Source organism: Dehalococcoidia bacterium, from assembly GCA_030018455.1.
Classification (GTDB): Bacteria; Chloroflexota; Dehalococcoidia; order DSTF01; family JALHUB01; genus JASEFU01.
Genome location: JASEFU010000001.1, coordinates 323,757 through 341,190, shown reverse-complemented (window position 1 = coordinate 341,190; position 17,434 = coordinate 323,757). Strand labels below are relative to the sequence as shown.

The window sequence follows — 17,434 nt, the reverse complement described above, 5'->3', positions numbered from 1 at the left end:
GATTACGCCTTGCCTAGGACAACGCGGAAACGTTTCTGTAATCGTTTCTACGTAATTTTCTTGCCTTAAGCGTTCACAGCGGGTACACTTCCATAGCGCCAGGACGACGCGTGTCGTTGGGAAGGCCCCCCAAAGCTTCAGATCGAGAGTTCATAGAGCGTGGAAAACTTCATCCAGCAGGTGGCTACCGGCCTTTCCGAGGGTAGCCTCTACGCAATCCTTGCCCTTGCCCTCGTCCTCATCTACCGTTCCACAGGAGTCGTCAACTTCGCTCAGGGCGAGATGGCGATGTTCACCACCTTCATCGCCTGGTCCGTGTTGGACTTTGGGGCGCACTTCTGGGTAGCCTTCTTCATCACGCTGCTCATAGCCGGTCTAATGGGGGCGGCCATCGAGGTGGTCATTCTTCGTCCGGTTGAGAACGCGCCGCCCCTGAACGCCGTTATCATAACCCTCGGTATCTTCACCGTCTTGAGCAGCCTGGCCCTCCGCATATGGCAGGGCGAGCCGAAGAGCTTCCCCTCGCCGGAGGTCTTCCAGGGCGGTCCGCTGACGCTTGGGCCCGCTGTGATAAGCCGCACCAACATCGGCGTCTTCTGCATGTCCGTTGTGATAATGATTGCCATCTACCTTCTCTTCAACTACACCAAGGTAGGCCTTGCCATGCGCGGCGCCGCCCAGAACCGCGTCGCCAGCCAGCTCGTCGGGGTCCCTGTCGGCCGCATGCTCGCCCTCGGCTGGGCGCTGTCGGCTATGGTGGGGGCCGTGGCCGGCATGCTCCTGGCCCCTTCCCTCGCTCTCTCGACGAACATGATGATGGGCGTGCTGCTGTTCGCGTTCGCCGCCGCCGTCCTCGGCGGCCTGGACAGTCCGGTTGGAGCGATCGTGGGGGGACTTACCCTGGGTGTGGTGAAGACGCTGGCGGCTCTCTATGCCGGCTCCGATATCGACATTGCCTTCGCCTTTCTCGTGATAGTACTTGTGCTCGTCGCGCGCCCTCGCGGTTTGTTCGGCAAGAAAGCGATCGGGAGAGTCTAGAGTGCGAGTGTTGTTGAACCGGCGGTTCATATTTCTTGTGCTCGCTATTGCCGTGCTTCTCGTCTTTCCCTATCTCTACACATTCCCGTTTTTCGATGGCTTTCTCGATTCGTTCCGTGTCTTCCAGGGGATGCGCTTCGCGCTGTGGCTTATCATCCTCCTCGGCCTGAACCTGCTGACCGGGTATAACGGCCAGATATCGCTTGGGCACGCCGCCTTTGTCGCCATCGGCGCATACATCGCCGCCATACTCATGGACGACGTGAACATCGAGGGCGACTTCAGCATGCCCGTTATCGCGGCCATTCTTCTCGGCGGCGTCATCACCGGGCTGATCGGCTTCCTTATCGGCATTCCCGCTCTCAGGCTTTCCGGCCCCTATCTCGCCATCGCCACCCTGGCCATAGTCATCGTCCTCCCTCAGGTCGTGAAGCACCATCTGGTGGAAGAGTGGACGGGCGGTGTGATGGGCATCAGCCTTGGCTCGCCTTCCACCCCCGAAGCGATCGGAGACCGGATGACCCGCGATCAATGGCTGTACTATGTCTGCATGGTGCCGGCCATCATCATGACGGCGATGGCCTGGAGTCTGACGCGCAGCCGCATCGGCCGCGCCTTCGTAGCCATACGCGACTCCGAGATAGGCGCCCAGCAGATGGGCGTCAACGTCTCCCTCTACAAAATGACCGCCTTCGGCCTCTCCGCCCTGTATGCCGGCACGGGCGGCGCCCTCTACATCTTTGCCGAAGGCTACCTCGGCCCCGCCTCGTTCGACATCCTCCTCTCCCTCACAATGCTCGTGATGATTGTGCTCGGCGGTCTGGGTTCCATTACGGGCAGCATCTTTGCCGCGGTCATCATGACGATGCGCAACGATCTCACCGACTGGATTGCCGGCATCATACCCGCCGGAGAGCAGATCGGCATCGAGTACAGCAGGGGCGCCCTGTTCGGAACGTTGCTCATCCTGACCGTCATCTTCACTCCGCGGGGAGTCGCCGGCTCCATCGAGCACATGAAGGAAGCTCACCTGGGCGAGAAGCTGCTAACGCTGTTCTCGCGCCTCACCTTCCGTGGACCTGTCAAAGGCGCGCGCGAGAAAGAGGAGATTTGACAAATCTCGTCGTCTGGTATACTCTCTGGCGCTGATCAGACGTATCAACCGGACACCGCACTTGATTCGCCACAGGCCTATACGGCGCCTGAGCGGAACACGGGAGGGCTTCACAAGTAGATCGCTGGTTCCCGAGGACGGGGCGAAAGAAGATCAGGGGTTTTCGGCGGGCAGAGAGGAGTAGCTGCCCGTCAGTGCAGGCAAATAAGAATGGAGGTAGAAAGCCAGATGCGTGCGCTACTTAAACGATGGCCCATGCTATTGGTCACCCTAGTCTTCGCCTTCACGATGGTGTTCTCAGCCTGTGGCGAGGACGAAGAGGAAGACGGAGGCGGCGTCACTCCCGGGGCGCCCACGGCTACGAAGGCGCCTTCCGGTGGAGAAGGCGATACCACCGGGGTAACCGACACCGAAATCAAGATCGCTACGCTCCTGCCCATGAGCAACACCACAGCCGCCGCCTGGGGCGTCCCATTGAGCAAGGGAATGCAGGCCTACTACGACTATATTAACGACCAGGGCGGCATATACGGACGCAAGATCACGCTCATTGTTGCCGACACGCAGTACACGGGGCCGGTGGCCGGCGAAGTGGCACGAAAAGTCGTCGAACAGGACAAGGTCTTCGCCATACAGGGCAGCCTCGGCACCGCCGCCCACAGCGCCGTCTGGAAGTACCTCGAGGAACGCGGCGTCCCCGACATGTACATCCTGACCGGCAACACGAAGTGGACGGAACCCATCGCCAAGACGCGGTTCGGCTTCCTCGTCGACTACATCACTGAGGGTCGCATCCTCGGCAAGTACATCGCTGAGAACTACCGGGGCATGAAGCTCGGCATCATCGCCCAGAACGACGACTTCGGCAAAGAGGGCGAGGAAGGCCTGCGGCTCGGCGTCGAGGAAAACGACGGCAACATGGAGATCGTGGTCGACTACTACGACGAGGCGGAGAGCGATATGACCGCCCACGCCCAGCGCCTCCAGAACGAGAACGTCGACGTTATAGCTTTCTACGGAATGCCGGTGCAGGCGGGCAGCATCTTCAAGGTGACTCGACAGACGCTGAACTGGGATGTCCCCATCGTCATCACCGGCGTCAACGCTGTCGAGGTTGTCGCCACTCTCGCCGGCCTGGACAACATCGAGGGCGCGGTAAGCGTTGTCTTCGGGCACCAGGCGTTCGAGACTGACGTGCCGGGCATCCAGGCCCATCATGACTTGATGGCGAAATACGCCGCCGGAACGAAGCCCGACAACCTGACTCTCACCGGCGCCTCTATATCCGAGGCCATGGTCAATCTCCTGATACAAGCGGGACCCGACCTGACGCGTGAATCGTTCATCGCCGCCGCCGAATCGGTCTGCAAGTTCCTCTGCTCCACCTGCCTCGTCCCGTCGAGCACGAGCCCGACAGACCACCGGCCGACCGAGGTGGAGATCTACGTGAGGGCGACCGTCGACCGCTCGACCGATCCGCCGACGTTCAGGTGGGCACCGTTCGGCGAGCCGTTCGGATTCGAGAGCACGGAGGACTGCGTCACGCCGACGCCTCCGCCCGGCGCCGCTGACCAGCCGCGCTAACGGTCTGACAACGAGACAAACCGCGTCCCAGGAGTGAGGAAAGCCTCTCTCCTGGGACGCACACGAGCACCACGGCAAAGGCCTGCGGCCCTCGCCTCCAGCAGGCGATCGGCGCGCGAACGGAGGTTGCGCCATGATGTCCTTCTTCCGCCGCCTGCGGCACCTCTCGCTCCCGGCGCTTGCGGTCGCGTTCTTGCTTCTGGGCTCCTGTGGCGACGACGACGGGACGCCCGGCGACACGCCGGAACCGGAACCTGGCACACAGGCCCCGGCCGGCGACACCACCGGCGTTACAGGCACCGAAATCAAGCTCGGCACCCACTTCGCCCTCAGCCAGTCACCCGCCGCCGCCTACGCGCCCATCGCCTTCGGCATGCGCGCCTACTTCGACTACATCAACGACCAGGGCGGCGTGCACGGACGCAAGATCACCTTCCTCATCGAGGACGACCACTACAACCCGCCCGACGCCCTCGAAGTGGTGCGCAAGCTTGTCGAGCAGGACAAGGTCTTCGCCATCGTCGCCGGTCTGGGCGAGAACACCCACAGCGCCGTCTGGAAGTACCTCGAGGAGCGCGGTATCCCCGACATGTTCATCACCGCCGGCTTGCTGAAATGGTCGGAACCTCCCGTCCGCACTCGCTTCGCCGGAAGCGTCGACTTCGTGACGGAAGGACGGATGCTGGGGCAGTACGTCGTCGACCACTATGACGGGAAGAAGCTCGGCCTCCTCCTGCAAAACGACGAGATGGGCACCGACAGCGAAAAGGGGCTCAACATGGCCCTTGAGGGCAGCGACGTGACCGTCGTAGCAAAGGAGACCTACGAGGCCATCAACTTCGACGCGACAGCCCAAACGCAAAGGCTGCACAACGCAGGCGCCGAGGTGGTGCTGGCCTTCGCCATCCCTCCGCAGGCCGCCAGCCTCGTCAAGACGGCCCGCGAAACACTGAACTGGGACGTTCCCATCCTCGTCAGCGGCATCTGCGCCAGTGAGATCTTCATCGACCTCGCAGGCGCGCAGAACGCGGAAGGCATCGTCAGCATCCTCATGGGGCACCAGGTCTACGAGACCGATCATCCGGCTATCCAGAAGCACTACGAGATCATGGAAACGTACGGTCAGGGCACGCCCGTCAGCAACTTCACCCTTTACGGCGCCTCGATGGGCGAGCTCGTCGTGGAAATACTCAATCGGGCAGGCCCCGATCTGACGCGGGAGAGTTTCCTCGATGCCGCCGAATCGATACGCGGCTGGATGTGCTCAGCCTGCATGGTGCCCATGAGCCTTAGCCCCACTGATCACCGGCCGCTTGAGATGGAGATGTACGTGCGCATCGAGGACGGCAAATGGGTCGCCTTCGGCGAGCCCGTGAGCTTCGAGTCGACGCCATAGGCACCGCGAGGCGCGGCGCGAGGGACTAAACGAAGGGCCCGCCGGCCGTGGAGCGGGCGTATCGGTGAGGAATCTGCTTCATCGGGGGTGAGACCATGTCGATGTCCAGAAGACTGGTCCGGTGCGCACTCTGCGCAATATCGATAGCCGCCATCCTGCTGTTCGCGGCCTGCGGCGGGGGAGACGAAGACGGCGCTTCCACTCCCGCTGCCGAGCCGACCAAAGGCGGCGACACCACGGGAGTGACGGACACGGAGATTAAGTTCGGCACCCATTTCCCCCTTAGCCAGAGCCCCGCCGCCGCCTACGCCCCCATTGCCCACGGAATGAAGGCCTTCTTCGACTACATCAACGCGCAGGGGGGAGTCTACGGCCGCAAGATCACGCTCATCATCGGCGATGACCATTACAACCCGCCCGATACGCTGGAAGTGGTGCGGCAACTGGTAGAGCAAGAGAAAGTATTCGCCATCCTCGGTGGGCTGGGCGAAGCCACCCATAATGCGGTGTGGAAGTACCTGGAGGAGCGCGGTGTCCCGGACATGTTCACCACCACGGGGCTCGCGAAATGGTCGGACCCGGTGGTGAAGACGCGCTTCGGCGGCAACCCCGACTATGTCACCGAGGGCACGATCCTCGGGCAGTACATCGCGGAGAACTACGACGGCAAGAAGCTGGGCATCCTCCTCCAGCACGATGAGATGGGCGTGGACGGAGAAAAAGGCCTGCGGCGCGGCCTCGAAGGCAGCAACGTCGAGATCGTCGCCGTGGAGACCTACGAGTCCGTGGAATCGGACGTCACGTCTCAGACACAGCGATTGAAGAACGCCGGCGCCGAAGTCATCGCCATGTACTCCATGCCCCCGCAGGGCGCGAGCCTGGTCAAGGCCGCCCGCGAGACCCTTAGCTGGGACGTTCCCATCATCACCACCGGCATCAATTGCAGCGACATCTTCATACTGCTGGCGGGCGCGCAGAACGCAGAAGGCATCGTCAGCGTCGTCTTCGGCAATCAGGTGTACAACAGCGACGACCCCGGCGTCCAGAAGTACCAGAAGATCTGGGCCAAGAAGGGAACAGGCGGCGAACTGAACAACTTCGCCCTCTACGGCATGTACGTGGCTGAGATGACCGTGCACATCCTTGAACTCGCGGGCCCCGACCTCACCCGCGAGTCCTTTCTCGACGCCGCTGAGTCAGTGTGCGAATTCTGGTGCAGCACCTGCACCGGCTTCGGCCCCGTTAACCTCAGCCCCACCGACCACCGTCCCTCCGAGACCGAGGTGATCAATGTTGTCAGGGACGGCAAGTGGATAACCGAAGGCGTCCCTGTTAGCTTTGAGTCCACGAAGGAATGTGAGCCACCGGAACTTCCTCCGGGCTACGAGGACCAGCCGAAAGTCGGAATAGACGCCGAGTACGTGGAAGTCCCCTAGCGCAATAAAGCGCGATGGGGTAGCCTTCGCCATCATGAAGGCGCAATATCAGGTGCGCGGTTGGAAGTGGGCGGCAGTTGCCGCACGGTTGAGGCGGCCGCTCTTGACAGCGGCGCTTCTTGCCGCCGTCTTCGCAGTCGCCTGCGGCGAAGACGGCAAGACGCCGCCCTCCGGCGAGACGCCCGGCGTCACCGATACCGAAGTCAAATTCGGCACCCACATGCCCCTCAGCCAGAACCCCGCCTCAGCCTACGCCCCCATCGCCTTCGGTATCCGCGCCTACTTCGACTACATAAACGATACCCAGGGCGGCGTCCACGGCCGCAAGCTCACCCTGCTCATCGGCGATGACCACTACAACCCGCCCGACACGCTCGAGGTCGTGCGCAAGCTTGTCGAGCAGGACAAGGTCTTCGCCATGGTCGGCGGCCTCGGCGAGGCAACGCACAATGCCGTCTGGAAGTACCTGGAGGAGCGCGGCGTCCCCGACATGTTCCTCTCAACCGGCCTGCGCAAGTGGACGGAGCCGGTTGTTAGGACGCGCTTCGGCGGCAACCCCGATTACGTGTCGGAGGGCACCATCCTCGGGCAGTACATCGCGAAGAACTACGACGGCAAGAAGGTCGGGTTCCTGCTCCAAAACGATGAGTTCGGAGACGAGGGCGAACGCGGGCTGCGGGAAGGGCTTAAAGGCAGCAACGTGCAGATAACCGCCATCGAGACCTACGAGGCGATCGAGGCCGACGTCTCCGCGCAGACGCAACGCTTGAAGAACGCCGGGGTGGATGTGATCGCGGCATATACGATGCCTGTGCAGGGCGCCAGCCTCGTCAGGACCGCCCGCGAGGTCTTGAACTGGGACGTCCCCATCATCGTGACCGGCGTCGATTGCAGCGACATCTTCATTGCCCTCGCCGGCCCGGAGAATGCGGAGGGCGTGATAAGCGTTGTCTTCGGGCCACAGATCTATCAGACCGACCACCCGGGCGTGAAGAAGCACATCGAGATAATGGAGAAGTACGGCCGCGGCGAACCCCCCAGCAACTTCAGCCTCTACGGCAGCTTCATCGGCGAACTCACAGTCCACGTGCTGGAGAAAGCCGGTCGCGACCTCTCGCGTGAGTCCTTCCTCGACGCAGCGGAGTCCGTCCGCGATTTCTGGTGTTCCACCTGCGAACCCATCGGCCCGATCAACATGAGCCCAACCGACCACAGGCCGATCGAGGCCGAAATGTACAACCGCGTCGAAAACGGCAAGTGGGTCGCCTTCGGCGAGCCCGTGACCTTCGAGTCCACGGTAGACTAGCGCGACCGTCGGACACTCTTCTCTCCCTCTTGGCCGTTGCGCTCAACTCAGCCTTTTGCCATCATTCCAGCACGGCACCGATTTCACAGATTGGGAGGAGCGACATGACCACCTACCTAGACCTGAACCCAGCTCTGACCCCTACCCAAGCGGCGCTGAAGGAACAGACGCACCGCTTCGCCGCCGAGGTGACGCGACCCGCCAGCATCGAACTCGATAAGCTGGCCGACCCGGAGGACGTGATTAAGAGCGATTTATTCTGGGGCGTTTTCAAGAAGTACTACGAGCTCGAACGACACCTCGCTGGTTTCCCCGAGGAGCTGGGCGGCGCCAATCTATCCGGTCTCGATGCGCAAATCATTGGCGAGGAGATGGGATGGGGCTCGGCCGACTTCGCCATCGGCCTCGGCGCCTGCGGCATGCCCTTCACGATGGCATACATGGCGGCGCAGATGACGGGCAACAAGCAACTGATGGACGACATCGTCATGCCATACGTGAAGGACAGGGAGGCAAAGTACGTCGGCTGCTGGGCTATCACCGAACCCCAGCACGGCTCCGATACGGCAGTCGCCAGCCTCCCTGAGTACGCTAACAACCCCGCCGTCTCACTCGATACCCGCGGCCGCCGTGACGGAGATGACTGGATTATCAGCGGCGGCAAGTCGGCCTGGGTCTCCAACGGGACCATTGCGACCCACGCGATGGTGCACTTCGCCGTCGACCACCAGGCGGGGCCGGTTTCGACGGCCATCGGCCTTGTCCCGCTCGACCTGCCGGGGGTCTCCAAGGGCAAGCCGCTAAACAAGATCGGGCAGCGGGCGCTCAACCAGGGAGAAGTCTTCTTCGATGACGTGCGTATCCCGAGTCACTTCGTCTTCGTGCCGCCCGAGCTCTACCCGCTTGCCGGTGACTTGATCCTGGCGACGGCCAACGGCGGCATGGGCGCATGTTTCACCGGCGTCGCGCGGGCCGCGTTCGAAGAGGCCATGAACTATACGAAGCAGCGCGTGCAAGGCGGGAAGTGCCTCTGCGAGCACCAGCTTGTGCAACGCAAGCTCTTCGACATGTTCATAAAGGTGGAGTCGGCCAGGCAGCTCTCGCGCGCCGTCGCGGTCTACAACTCGGTCACCGTGCCCCCGCTATCGCGGTACGGCGTGGCCTCCAAGGTCTACGCCACGCAGGTGGCGTTTGAGGTGGCGAGCGATGCGGTGCAGCTCTTCGGCGGGTACGGGTTGTCGAAGGAGTTTCTCATCGAGAAGCTATTCCGCGACGCCCGGGCGTCGATGATCGAGGACGGGGCGAACGACGTGCTGGCGCTGGCCGCCGCGCGTACGCTGATCGATTCGTTTGTGTGAGGCCGGCTGCTGAGCGCGACCTGTCGACGGACGGGAAACGGACAAGCGGATAGCTGAAGCGGCGTCCGGCCGTGTCTGTGGCGCGGTTCTGCGCCTGCCTGCCGGCGGGCAGGGGATGAATCCCGCAGCCTGCCGAGAAGCGACGTCGCTGCTGCTCCGCTGAAGCAACGTCCGGCCGCCAGCCTCGCGGCGTCTTTCTGCTGAAGCGGCGTCCGGCCGCAAGCAAGCGGCTTCTTCAATTTAGCCCTCACAACTCCCCGTAACACAAACTTAACCGCCGCGTAATCGCCCCGGAACATTGCCCCTTTACGCTGAAGATGACAGACCAGCCCGAAGAAGAAAGACGGGACGGAGATGAAGGGCGAAGTCCGGGAAGCCGTAGCGCGCGGGGTCGTTATCGAATACGTGTCCGGCTGGAACAGCCACGACGCTCCCAGGCTCGCCGCCCTCTTTCGTGAAGACGGCTCCTACGGTGACTTCGGCGAGGGAAAGGTCTTCCTGGGACGCGATGAGATCGAGCGCACCCTCTCCGACTTCTTCTACGCCGTCCCCGATTTGGCCCTTACCCTCACCTCGGAGCCCGCTTCTGACGGCGATCGCGCCCTGTGCCGCTGGACGATAAGCGGCACCCAGACCGGAGCGCTCTGGGGATTGCCGGCGACCGGCAGGACGTTCCGGGTCGAAGGGTCCACCATGTTTGTCCTGAGAGACGGACAGATCGAACGGGCCGCCGTCTACTACAGCGTCCGCTCGGTTACGCGACAGCTTAAGTTTCGCCTCAGCCCAGAAGCCGCCGCACGGCCTTCCGTGACTCCCCCTCGCGACATCGTCGCGCCGCCCGAATTTCCGCCTGACGAGGACAACATCGGCTACGGCGAGTAAGCGCCTCGTTGCGGCATTGTGCCCGGCCTGTTGCCGGGCGTCTTCTTGCCCCCTCCGCGGAGCCTTCTACTCACCCGGTCGGGGCGGTAAGTTGCGTCCTCGAGATGTCGGAACCCTGCGGCGCGCGCACCCGGTCCTTGACTCCTATCCGGCCGTCGCTGGGTCAGATGTTGCAGTCGCAGCCGATCTCGATCGTGGGGAGGCGGCAACAGTCTTTGCGCTCGGCGTTTACGGCCCCGGTCCCTTCAGGCGACGACCGAACGCGGGACGAGTCCGTCCCAGCAGCAGCGCTCGCGCTCCTGCGGCAGCTCCTCGACACGCCGCTCGCCGTCGAACACCAGCGTCCGGCGCCGCGTCGGCTCGAAGGGGGGCCAGGGCAGATCGTCTGTGCTCGGGTCGCCGTTCCGCGCGAAGGCGGTCCACGCGTCGCCCATCGCCTTCGCCAGCGCGTCGGCCTTCGGTCCGCTGCCCACGAGCATCGGCGCCATGTGGTGGACGCCGAACACAAACGGGATCTCCAGCGCATGACACGCCCCGAGCAGACCTTCCCCGAACGGCGACGGCCAGTCGAAGCGGTAGGCGAATACCTTTTTCTGATGGGCGCTCTGCGCCTCCGCCAGCCGGTCGGCGGGGATGCGGAACATCCAGTCCGTCATGGCGGCGGAGAAGAGGTCGAACGGCTCCGTCGCCTCGCCGCGGCTCTCGCGCGCCTCTCGATAAGTCCGCAGCATTGCCTGGGCGCGCGCTTCGTCGTCGCCGCAGAGGCGAGCCAGCCGGCGCATGGCCGAGTCCTCGCGCATCAGCCTCGCGTTCGGCGACGCGGCCGCGAACAGCTTCCATTCGTCTTTGTTCACGCCGATGAGGACGGCCACGTCTCTGGCGTTGCCGGCCGCGATTGCGTCGATGGGCATGCCTTCCAGGAAATGCCCGTCGACCACCGGCTGATAGCGCAGCCCCGTGTACTCGCCGCCGGCCAGCCGCTCGCGGTCCGCCGTCTCGACGGAAGCCTGCGCCGCGAGTATCTCCGATGCGGGGAATGAGCGGAGCGTTTCAACGTCGCCGCGCTTCGCGCCCAGCGCCCAGAGAACGTCCTTAGCGTTCTCATCCGCCTGCTTCAGGGTGAGCGCCGTGTGCGCGGCGCCGCTTTGCAGGATCGCCTTGTGGAAGAGGCCGCGGGCCAACGGCGACGCCATCAGGCAACCGACGCTCATTCCGCCCGCCGACTCGCCGAATATGGTCACGTTCTCGGGGTCGCCCCCGAACGCGGCTATCTCGTCGCGCACCCACCTGAGGGCGGCGACCTGGTCGAGCATCCCGAAGTTCGCGACGGGCTCGCCGGGCGCACCTTCGACACGCAGGAAGCCGAGCGCCCCCAACCGGTAGTTTATCGATACCAACACGGCACCGCGCGAAGCGAACGCCGTCCCGTTGTACACGGGCTGCGACCCGGCGCCGATCGTGAAGCCGCCGCCGTGGATCCACACCATCACCGGCCGCCGCGCATCGTCGAGCCCCGGCGTCCAGACGTTCAGGTAGAGGCAGTCCTCGTCCATCGGCTGTGGCGGCTCTCGCCCGAAGAGGGAGTCCAGCAACTCGTTTGGGGTCTGCGGCGCGATGGGGCCGAACTGCGTGGCGTCCCGAACGCCGTCCCATCGCTCGGGCGGCTGCGGCGCGCGGAACCGGAGGTTGCCCACCGGCGGCGCGGCGAACGGTATGCCGCGGAAGACAATAATTCCGTCTTTGACCACGCCCCTGAGGCGGCCCTTGCTCGTTCTGACTTCCGGCTCCATGTCCCGCTCCTTTGTTTTCCTTCGAATATGCCCCGCCTACTCCTCAGGCACGATCAGCGAGTAGCCCGTCTTCACCTGCAACGGCCATGAGATATCGAGGTACTGGTCGCTCTCGGGGTCCCACGCCGGCCAGTCGATCAGCCCCTCCACGCTCGGGTTTCCCGTCCGCGCGAACTGCACCCATATCGTCATCATCGCGTCCGCAAGCTTCTCGTCATCCGCGGTCAGGCCCGGGTCTACTTGCACGGCGCCGGAGGGCCGTTCGAAGATGTCGAACCACACCTGGGTCTTCAGCACCTCGAGGGCGCCGAAGACGTAAGGCACTTCGAGCCCGTGGTTGGCGAGAACGCCGTCTTCCTTCCAGTTGCTCGGGACCTGGGTGAATATGGCCGCGTAGCCATTGTTGCCGAGCCTGTCCATCGATTCCAGGCGCTCCACGTACCCTCTGAGCATCTGGGGCGCGACGAGGAAGCTCTTCTCCGCTATCAGCTCGCCGATGTTCGCGCACAGGAGCATGGGGACGTTGTTCTGCTTGCCTTGCGCGAATATGTCGGCCGGCTTCTCGGGCATGAACCAGCCGTCGACATTCAGGATGTCCACAGACGACGCGTACCCTCTGCCGGCGGCGTCGGCCTCGCGCGCGAGCGCCAGTCCCGCCTCCACTATCTTCTCGGCGGGGACGGCGCGCAGTGCGGCGAGATCGTCCGCGGGAACTCCGAGCTTGGCGACAAGACGCTCCCCCAGCGCCTCCGCCTCGTCCAGGGTGAGGATGCGCCGGTAGCCGGGGCGCTCGATGTTGCCGCCGCTCTCGTAGATGGCGCGGTGGAACAGCCCCGCGGCGAGCGGCGAGGCGACCAGCGCGTCGACCTTGCCCGCGCCGCCCGACTCGCCGAAGATCGTGACGTTGTCGGGGTCGCCCCCGAAGGCGGCGATGTTCGTTTGCACCCACTTCAGCGAGGCGATGAGGTCGAGGAACATGTAGTTGCCGGAGACGCCGTTCGGCGACTCAGCGGAGAGCGCGGGGAGCGCCAGCAGGCCGATCGGCCCCAGGCGGTGATTCACGCTCACGAGGACGGCGCCGTGCTGGGGAAGGTCGGGCCAGGTGTACGGCGGCTGATTGCCTGAGCCGATGCTGTAGCCGCCGCCGTGGAACCAGACCATCACCGGCAGGCGCTCGTCGGTCTTCTTCGCCGGCGTCAGGACGTTGAGGTAGAGGCTGTCCTCGCTCTTCGGCCCCGGCGCGAATCCGACCTCCGGTTGGACGGCGGAATCCCTGAAGACGGTGCATTCAAGGATCCCCGGCCAGGGCTCGACCGGCTGCGGCGGCTTCCAGCGCAGTTCGCCGACGGGCGGAGCGGCATAGGGCACGCCGCGATATATGCGCACCTCGTTGCCCGGCTCGCCGATAGTCGTGCCCGAGATGTAGCCCGTGTCAAGCTTGATGGGGTCGACGAGGAGATCGCTTTCGGCAGTCGCTGGCGTTTCCGCCACCGTTTCCTCGAGCGATGTCTTTTCCTCATCCTCACAAGAGAGGGCCGCCAGCAGCCCTAACGCGAAGACAAGAATGAGAAGAGAAAACGCCCGGCCTGTGGACTTCCTGTTGCCGCGCACGTCGAAGCTCCTTTCGGTTCAAGGCGAGCCCGTGGTGCGGGCCGCCTCTTCGGGGTGTCCGGCTCCGGCCAGAAGATAGGTCAGCGCGGCGCTGCTTGTCAACGGCGCAGGGAGAAGGGACGGCGGGGTCTGTTGGGGCGACGCGGCGACGCGATGGAAGGGCAACCCGCGAGCGAACGGTTTTCGGCGGAACGCGAAAGGCGACTGATGCGGTTGGCGACCCCGAGGGGATTCGAACCCCCGATCTCCACCGTGACAGGGTGGCATGTTAGTCCGCTACACCACGGGGCCGCTCTTGCAGACCAATCAAATTGTAGGCGTCCGCGCTTCCCTTGTCAATGAGCGCGGTCTTCTCCCTTACGCCGACGACCCGCCGTCAAGCACTATCGTCTGGCCGGTGACGTAGCTCGACGCGTCGGAGGCCAGCCAGACACAGACGCCGGCCATCTCTTCCGCCTGCGCGATCCGCCGCAGCGGGGTTGTCTGCACGGTGCGCGCCAGTATCTCCTCGTTGCCCCAGAGCGCCTCCGCGAAACGCGTCTGCACGATGCCGGGCGCGATGGCGTTCACACGGATGCCGTGCGGACCCAGCTCCTGCGCCAGGACCTGCGTCAGCATGATCACGCCCGCCTTGCTTATCGAGTAGCAGCCGAGGCCCGGCGACGCCCGCCTGCCGCCCGTTGACGAGACGTTGATGATGTTGCCCGACCCGCGCTCTATCATCCCCCGCGCAACGGCGCGCGCCAGCAAGAAGTACCCTTTCAGGTTCACCGTCATTATCTGGTCCCACGTGCGCTCCTCGAGATCCATGATCGGCCCGAAGTAGGGGTTGGTCCCGGCGTTGTTGACCAGGATATCGATCTTCCCGTACTCCTCCAGCGTCTTCTCCACAAGACGGTCGATATCTTCCGTGTTCCGCATGTGCGTCGCGATGGCGGACGCCTTCCGGCCGAGCTGCCGTATCTCGCCGGCGACGACGTCGAGGTCTTCCTGCTTCCGGCTCGCCACCACGACGTCGGCCCCGTACTGCGCCAGCCCCAGGGCTATCGCCCGCCCGATGCCGCGGGAGCCGCCCGTCACCACGGCGACCCTCCCGCTCAGATCGAACGATACGTTTACTTCTGTCATTGCTCCTGTTCCTTTCCCTGCCGTTGGCGCCTTCGCGCGCCTGGCCCGTACGAGATGGCGGGACGGCTCAAAGCGGCGCGCCGCCCCGCTCGTAGTATTTCACAACGTTCGCGATAGCGCGCGTCGCCCGCTCCAGCGTGGTCATCGAGAAGATGCCGTTTCGCCGGTAGGCGTCGCGCGCTTCCCGTCGCTGCCTCTCGGCATCTATCGCTTCCACCTCTTCGCCGCCGATGGGAAGGATGACGATTACAGGCTTCCCGAAGCGGTCGCGCACGTCCACCGGTGACCGCATCAGCGCGTCGACCGCGTCCCGGCCCGCCAGCAACGGCCCGTTCGCCCGGAACACGTAGAACAACGCCTGGGTAGCGATGACCGTGTCCACGGAATCGACGCCGGCGACAATCTCGAGCACCCGGTGAAAGAGGGGCGGGTGGACCAGCGGCGCCCCGATGTCGACCGGGTTGCGCGTCGCCGTGCCAGCGGGCGGGAGCACGCGCCGCAGCTCCTCCTGGACGTCCGGCGGCAGAGGCTCCATCTCCAGGCCCACCTTAGAGCACGCGTCGGCGGCAGCCACGCCTATCGCTCCGCCGCCGCTCACCATGCCGATGCGCCGCCCCGTGTTCGGCGGCAGGCTGAGGAACGCTTCGACCGTGTCTCCCATCTCCTCAAGGTTTGAGACGCTTACCGCCGCCGTCTGCTTGAACACCGCGTCCCACACTGCCGCCTCGCCGCCCAGTGATCCCGTGTGCGAATGCACGGCCCGGCTGCCCGCGGGCGTCAGCCCCGCCTTCCAGATCAGCACCGGCTTGCTCGTCGACATTTCGCGCAGCAAACGGAAGAAGCGGGCGCCGTCGCGCGGCCCTTCGAGGTACATCGTGATTATCTTCGTCTCCGGATCGTGCAGCATGTATTCCAGCAAATCGGCCTCGTTCACGTCGCAGGCGTTCCCGTAGGAAACGATCTTGCTGAAGCGGATGCCGCGGCCGTCGGCCTGGCGCGCGAACTCGACGGCATGGCCCCCGCTCTGCGTGAGGAACGCAACCGGGCCGCTTTCTTTCGGGAACTGCCCGCCGGGGAGGAGTGTCTGGCCGCTGGCGGGACAGTACACGCCGAAGCAGTTGGGGCCGATGATACGGATGCCCTTCGCGCTCAGCGCCTTCAAGCTGCGCTCCAGTTCACGCCCCGGCTCCTCGCCCGTCTCCGCGAAGCCGGAACTGAAGATCTGCGCTCCTTTCACCCCCTTCGCCAGACATTCCTCAAGCGCCTGCGGAACGTAGCGCGCGGGCACCATGATGTCGGCGCAATCGACCTCGCCCGGTATCTCCAGCACGCTCCGGTAGGCCTTCAGCCCGCCGACGTCTTCGCCCGAAGAGTTGACGGGGTAGATCTTGCCCTTGAAACCGAAGTCGATAAGGGCCTGCAGGAAGCGGCTGCCGAACTTCTGCAGGCTGGCGGAAGCCCCCAGGACGGCGATGCTGCGGGGATGAAAAAGGACATCGAGTTGTCTGAGTCGGTGTTCGTTCACGTCGCTGGTGAGGGCCCGCATGGGTCGCATCCGTCAGGTGTCGAAAGTGCGATGGGATATCGCCGTCAGTATAAGAAAAGGCGGGTTTGAGGGGAAACGGAGGGCGTTGCTGCACGCAAGCGGCGCATGATTGATGAGATGCTATCCCTGTCGGGAGCCGACTGCGCCGGGTTTTCGGGCCAAACGTAATTCCATTCACATAGCGTCGCGCCCCATCATGCGACAATTCCTAGATGGCATGTAATTCTGTGGGAGGCAGCGGATGACACGCGATGAAGTATACAGAGAGGTTGAAGAGGTGTGCGGCCTGGTGCCGGGCTTCATGAAGATGCTGCCCGACGACACGCTTGCGTCCGAGTGGCAGTTGTTCAAGCGCATGGAGATGGAAAAGGGCCGCATTCCTCTCAAGTACCGCTCCCTTATCGGCCTCGGGATCGCCGCGGCGCAGGGCTGCCGGTATTGCGTCTACGCCAACACGGTCTTCGCCAGACTGGCGGGGGCAAGCGACGAGGAGATAGAGGAGGCCCTCCACTACGCGAAGCACACCACCGGGTGGATCACTTATCTCGAGGGGCTGCAGCAGGACTTCGACGAGTTCAAGTCGGAGATAGACCGCATCGTCGAGCACATCCGCCGCATGGAGGAGAAACGGGCCGCGTAATCGATTGACCGCTGGGCGCTGGCACAGCGGTCGGTTCAGCGCCTCGGGCTGCGAAGTCTGCGATCCTTACCCTGTACATCATTTTGTTAGCGCCTCATTTGGGAGCGTTACCCACGGTTTAGGAAAGGGCAAATATAGTGGGCGTTGGAGGCAGAAGAGGAGGCTGCCTTCCACGAGAGACACCTTCTCCTAATCCCTCAACGGAGGTGAGCACCAACATGAGAGCGATATCACTGTTCGTCGCAAGTGTAGCGCTGGCCCTGCTGGTCGGCCTCGCCCTCCAGTCAGGGGTCGGCGCTCAATCGCCCACGCCTCAAGACCAGACGGTTACGCCTGAGGGCGAAACGGTGACGCCTGGAGTGACCGGCACGCCGCAGGTGACCCCGTCGCCGCAGGCGACAGCCACCGCGGTCCCGACTCTCGTCGCGCCCACGCCTAGCCCGGGAGCGCCTACCACCGGAACCGGCTCCGGTAGCGACGGCGGCGCCACCTTGTACGCTGCCGCTGCTCTCGCCGCGGCCGGCGTCGGTCTGGGCGCCGTCGCCATGTGGATGCGCCGGCGGCCGTCCTAGCGTCGGCCGGGGCAAGGAGGTCTGTGCGCACTG

The 17,434-nt window shown here is 64.1% G+C and carries 14 protein-coding genes and 1 tRNA gene; 10 read left to right on the top strand and 5 right to left on the bottom strand.

The window, feature by feature from the left end:
- Positions 1 to 159 precede the first annotated feature (159 nt).
- From QME71_01645 to QME71_01610, 8 genes are all read left to right on the top strand, one after another.
- Positions 160 to 1,038, top strand: a complete 879-nt coding sequence (locus QME71_01645; protein ID MDI6857004.1) for a branched-chain amino acid ABC transporter permease — start codon at positions 160 to 162, stop codon at positions 1,036 to 1,038.
- 1 nt (position 1,039) lies between these two features.
- Positions 1,040 to 2,152: a branched-chain amino acid ABC transporter permease gene (locus QME71_01640; GenBank protein ID MDI6857003.1), complete on the top strand. Its 1,113-nt coding sequence runs from the start codon at positions 1,040 to 1,042 to the stop codon at positions 2,150 to 2,152.
- Positions 2,153 to 2,407: 255 nt separating this feature from the next.
- Positions 2,408 to 3,736 (top strand): ABC transporter substrate-binding protein, encoded by a 1,329-nt coding sequence (locus tag QME71_01635; protein MDI6857002.1) that lies wholly within the window; start codon positions 2,408 to 2,410, stop codon positions 3,734 to 3,736.
- A 133-nt stretch (positions 3,737 to 3,869) separates the two neighbouring features.
- A complete protein-coding gene (locus tag QME71_01630; protein MDI6857001.1) occupies positions 3,870 to 5,132 on the top strand; it encodes an ABC transporter substrate-binding protein in 1,263 nt (420 codons plus the stop codon).
- Positions 5,133 to 5,233: 101 nt separating this feature from the next.
- Positions 5,234 to 6,568, top strand: a complete 1,335-nt coding sequence (locus tag QME71_01625; GenBank protein MDI6857000.1) for an ABC transporter substrate-binding protein — start codon at positions 5,234 to 5,236, stop codon at positions 6,566 to 6,568.
- A gap of 103 nt (positions 6,569 to 6,671) precedes the next feature.
- Entirely contained in the window at positions 6,672 to 7,874 is a 1,203-nt protein-coding gene (locus QME71_01620) for an ABC transporter substrate-binding protein (protein MDI6856999.1), read from the top strand.
- Between the two features lie 104 nt (positions 7,875 to 7,978).
- Positions 7,979 to 9,232 carry an acyl-CoA dehydrogenase family protein gene (locus tag QME71_01615; protein MDI6856998.1) on the top strand — a complete coding sequence of 418 codons (1,254 nt, stop codon included), beginning with the start codon at positions 7,979 to 7,981 and terminating at the stop codon, positions 9,230 to 9,232.
- A gap of 354 nt (positions 9,233 to 9,586) precedes the next feature.
- A complete protein-coding gene (locus tag QME71_01610; protein ID MDI6856997.1) occupies positions 9,587 to 10,114 on the top strand; it encodes an ester cyclase in 528 nt (175 codons plus the stop codon).
- Positions 10,115 to 10,359: 245 nt separating this feature from the next.
- On the opposite strand, the gene QME71_01605 is transcribed toward QME71_01610, so the two are convergent.
- From QME71_01605 to QME71_01585, 5 genes are all read right to left on the bottom strand, one after another.
- Positions 10,360 to 11,904 (bottom strand): carboxylesterase/lipase family protein, encoded by a 1,545-nt coding sequence (locus QME71_01605; protein MDI6856996.1) that lies wholly within the window; start codon positions 11,902 to 11,904, stop codon positions 10,360 to 10,362.
- A 36-nt stretch (positions 11,905 to 11,940) separates the two neighbouring features.
- Positions 11,941 to 13,515 carry a carboxylesterase family protein gene (locus QME71_01600; GenBank protein ID MDI6856995.1) on the bottom strand — a complete coding sequence of 525 codons (1,575 nt, stop codon included), beginning with the start codon at positions 13,513 to 13,515 and terminating at the stop codon, positions 11,941 to 11,943.
- A 214-nt stretch (positions 13,516 to 13,729) separates the two neighbouring features.
- Positions 13,730 to 13,806, bottom strand: a tRNA-Asp gene (locus QME71_01595).
- Positions 13,807 to 13,872: 66 nt separating this feature from the next.
- Positions 13,873 to 14,643, bottom strand: a complete 771-nt coding sequence (locus tag QME71_01590; GenBank protein ID MDI6856994.1) for a glucose 1-dehydrogenase — start codon at positions 14,641 to 14,643, stop codon at positions 13,873 to 13,875.
- A 67-nt stretch (positions 14,644 to 14,710) separates the two neighbouring features.
- On the bottom strand, positions 14,711 to 16,189 hold the full coding sequence (locus QME71_01585) for a CoA-binding protein (protein ID MDI6856993.1): 1,479 nt from the start codon (positions 16,187 to 16,189) through the stop codon (positions 14,711 to 14,713).
- 241 nt (positions 16,190 to 16,430) lie between these two features.
- Here QME71_01585 and QME71_01580 point away from each other — a divergent pair, with 241 nt between their 5' ends.
- Together QME71_01580 and QME71_01575 are read left to right on the top strand one after the other, a co-directional pair.
- The gene (locus QME71_01580) at positions 16,431 to 16,829 is read left to right on the top strand and encodes a carboxymuconolactone decarboxylase family protein (protein MDI6856992.1); all 399 of its coding nucleotides are present in this window, start codon (positions 16,431 to 16,433) and stop codon (positions 16,827 to 16,829) included.
- 218 nt (positions 16,830 to 17,047) lie between these two features.
- The gene (locus tag QME71_01575; protein ID MDI6856991.1) at positions 17,048 to 17,401 is read left to right on the top strand and encodes a hypothetical protein; all 354 of its coding nucleotides are present in this window, start codon (positions 17,048 to 17,050) and stop codon (positions 17,399 to 17,401) included.
- The last annotated feature ends 33 nt before the right edge of the window (positions 17,402 to 17,434 follow it).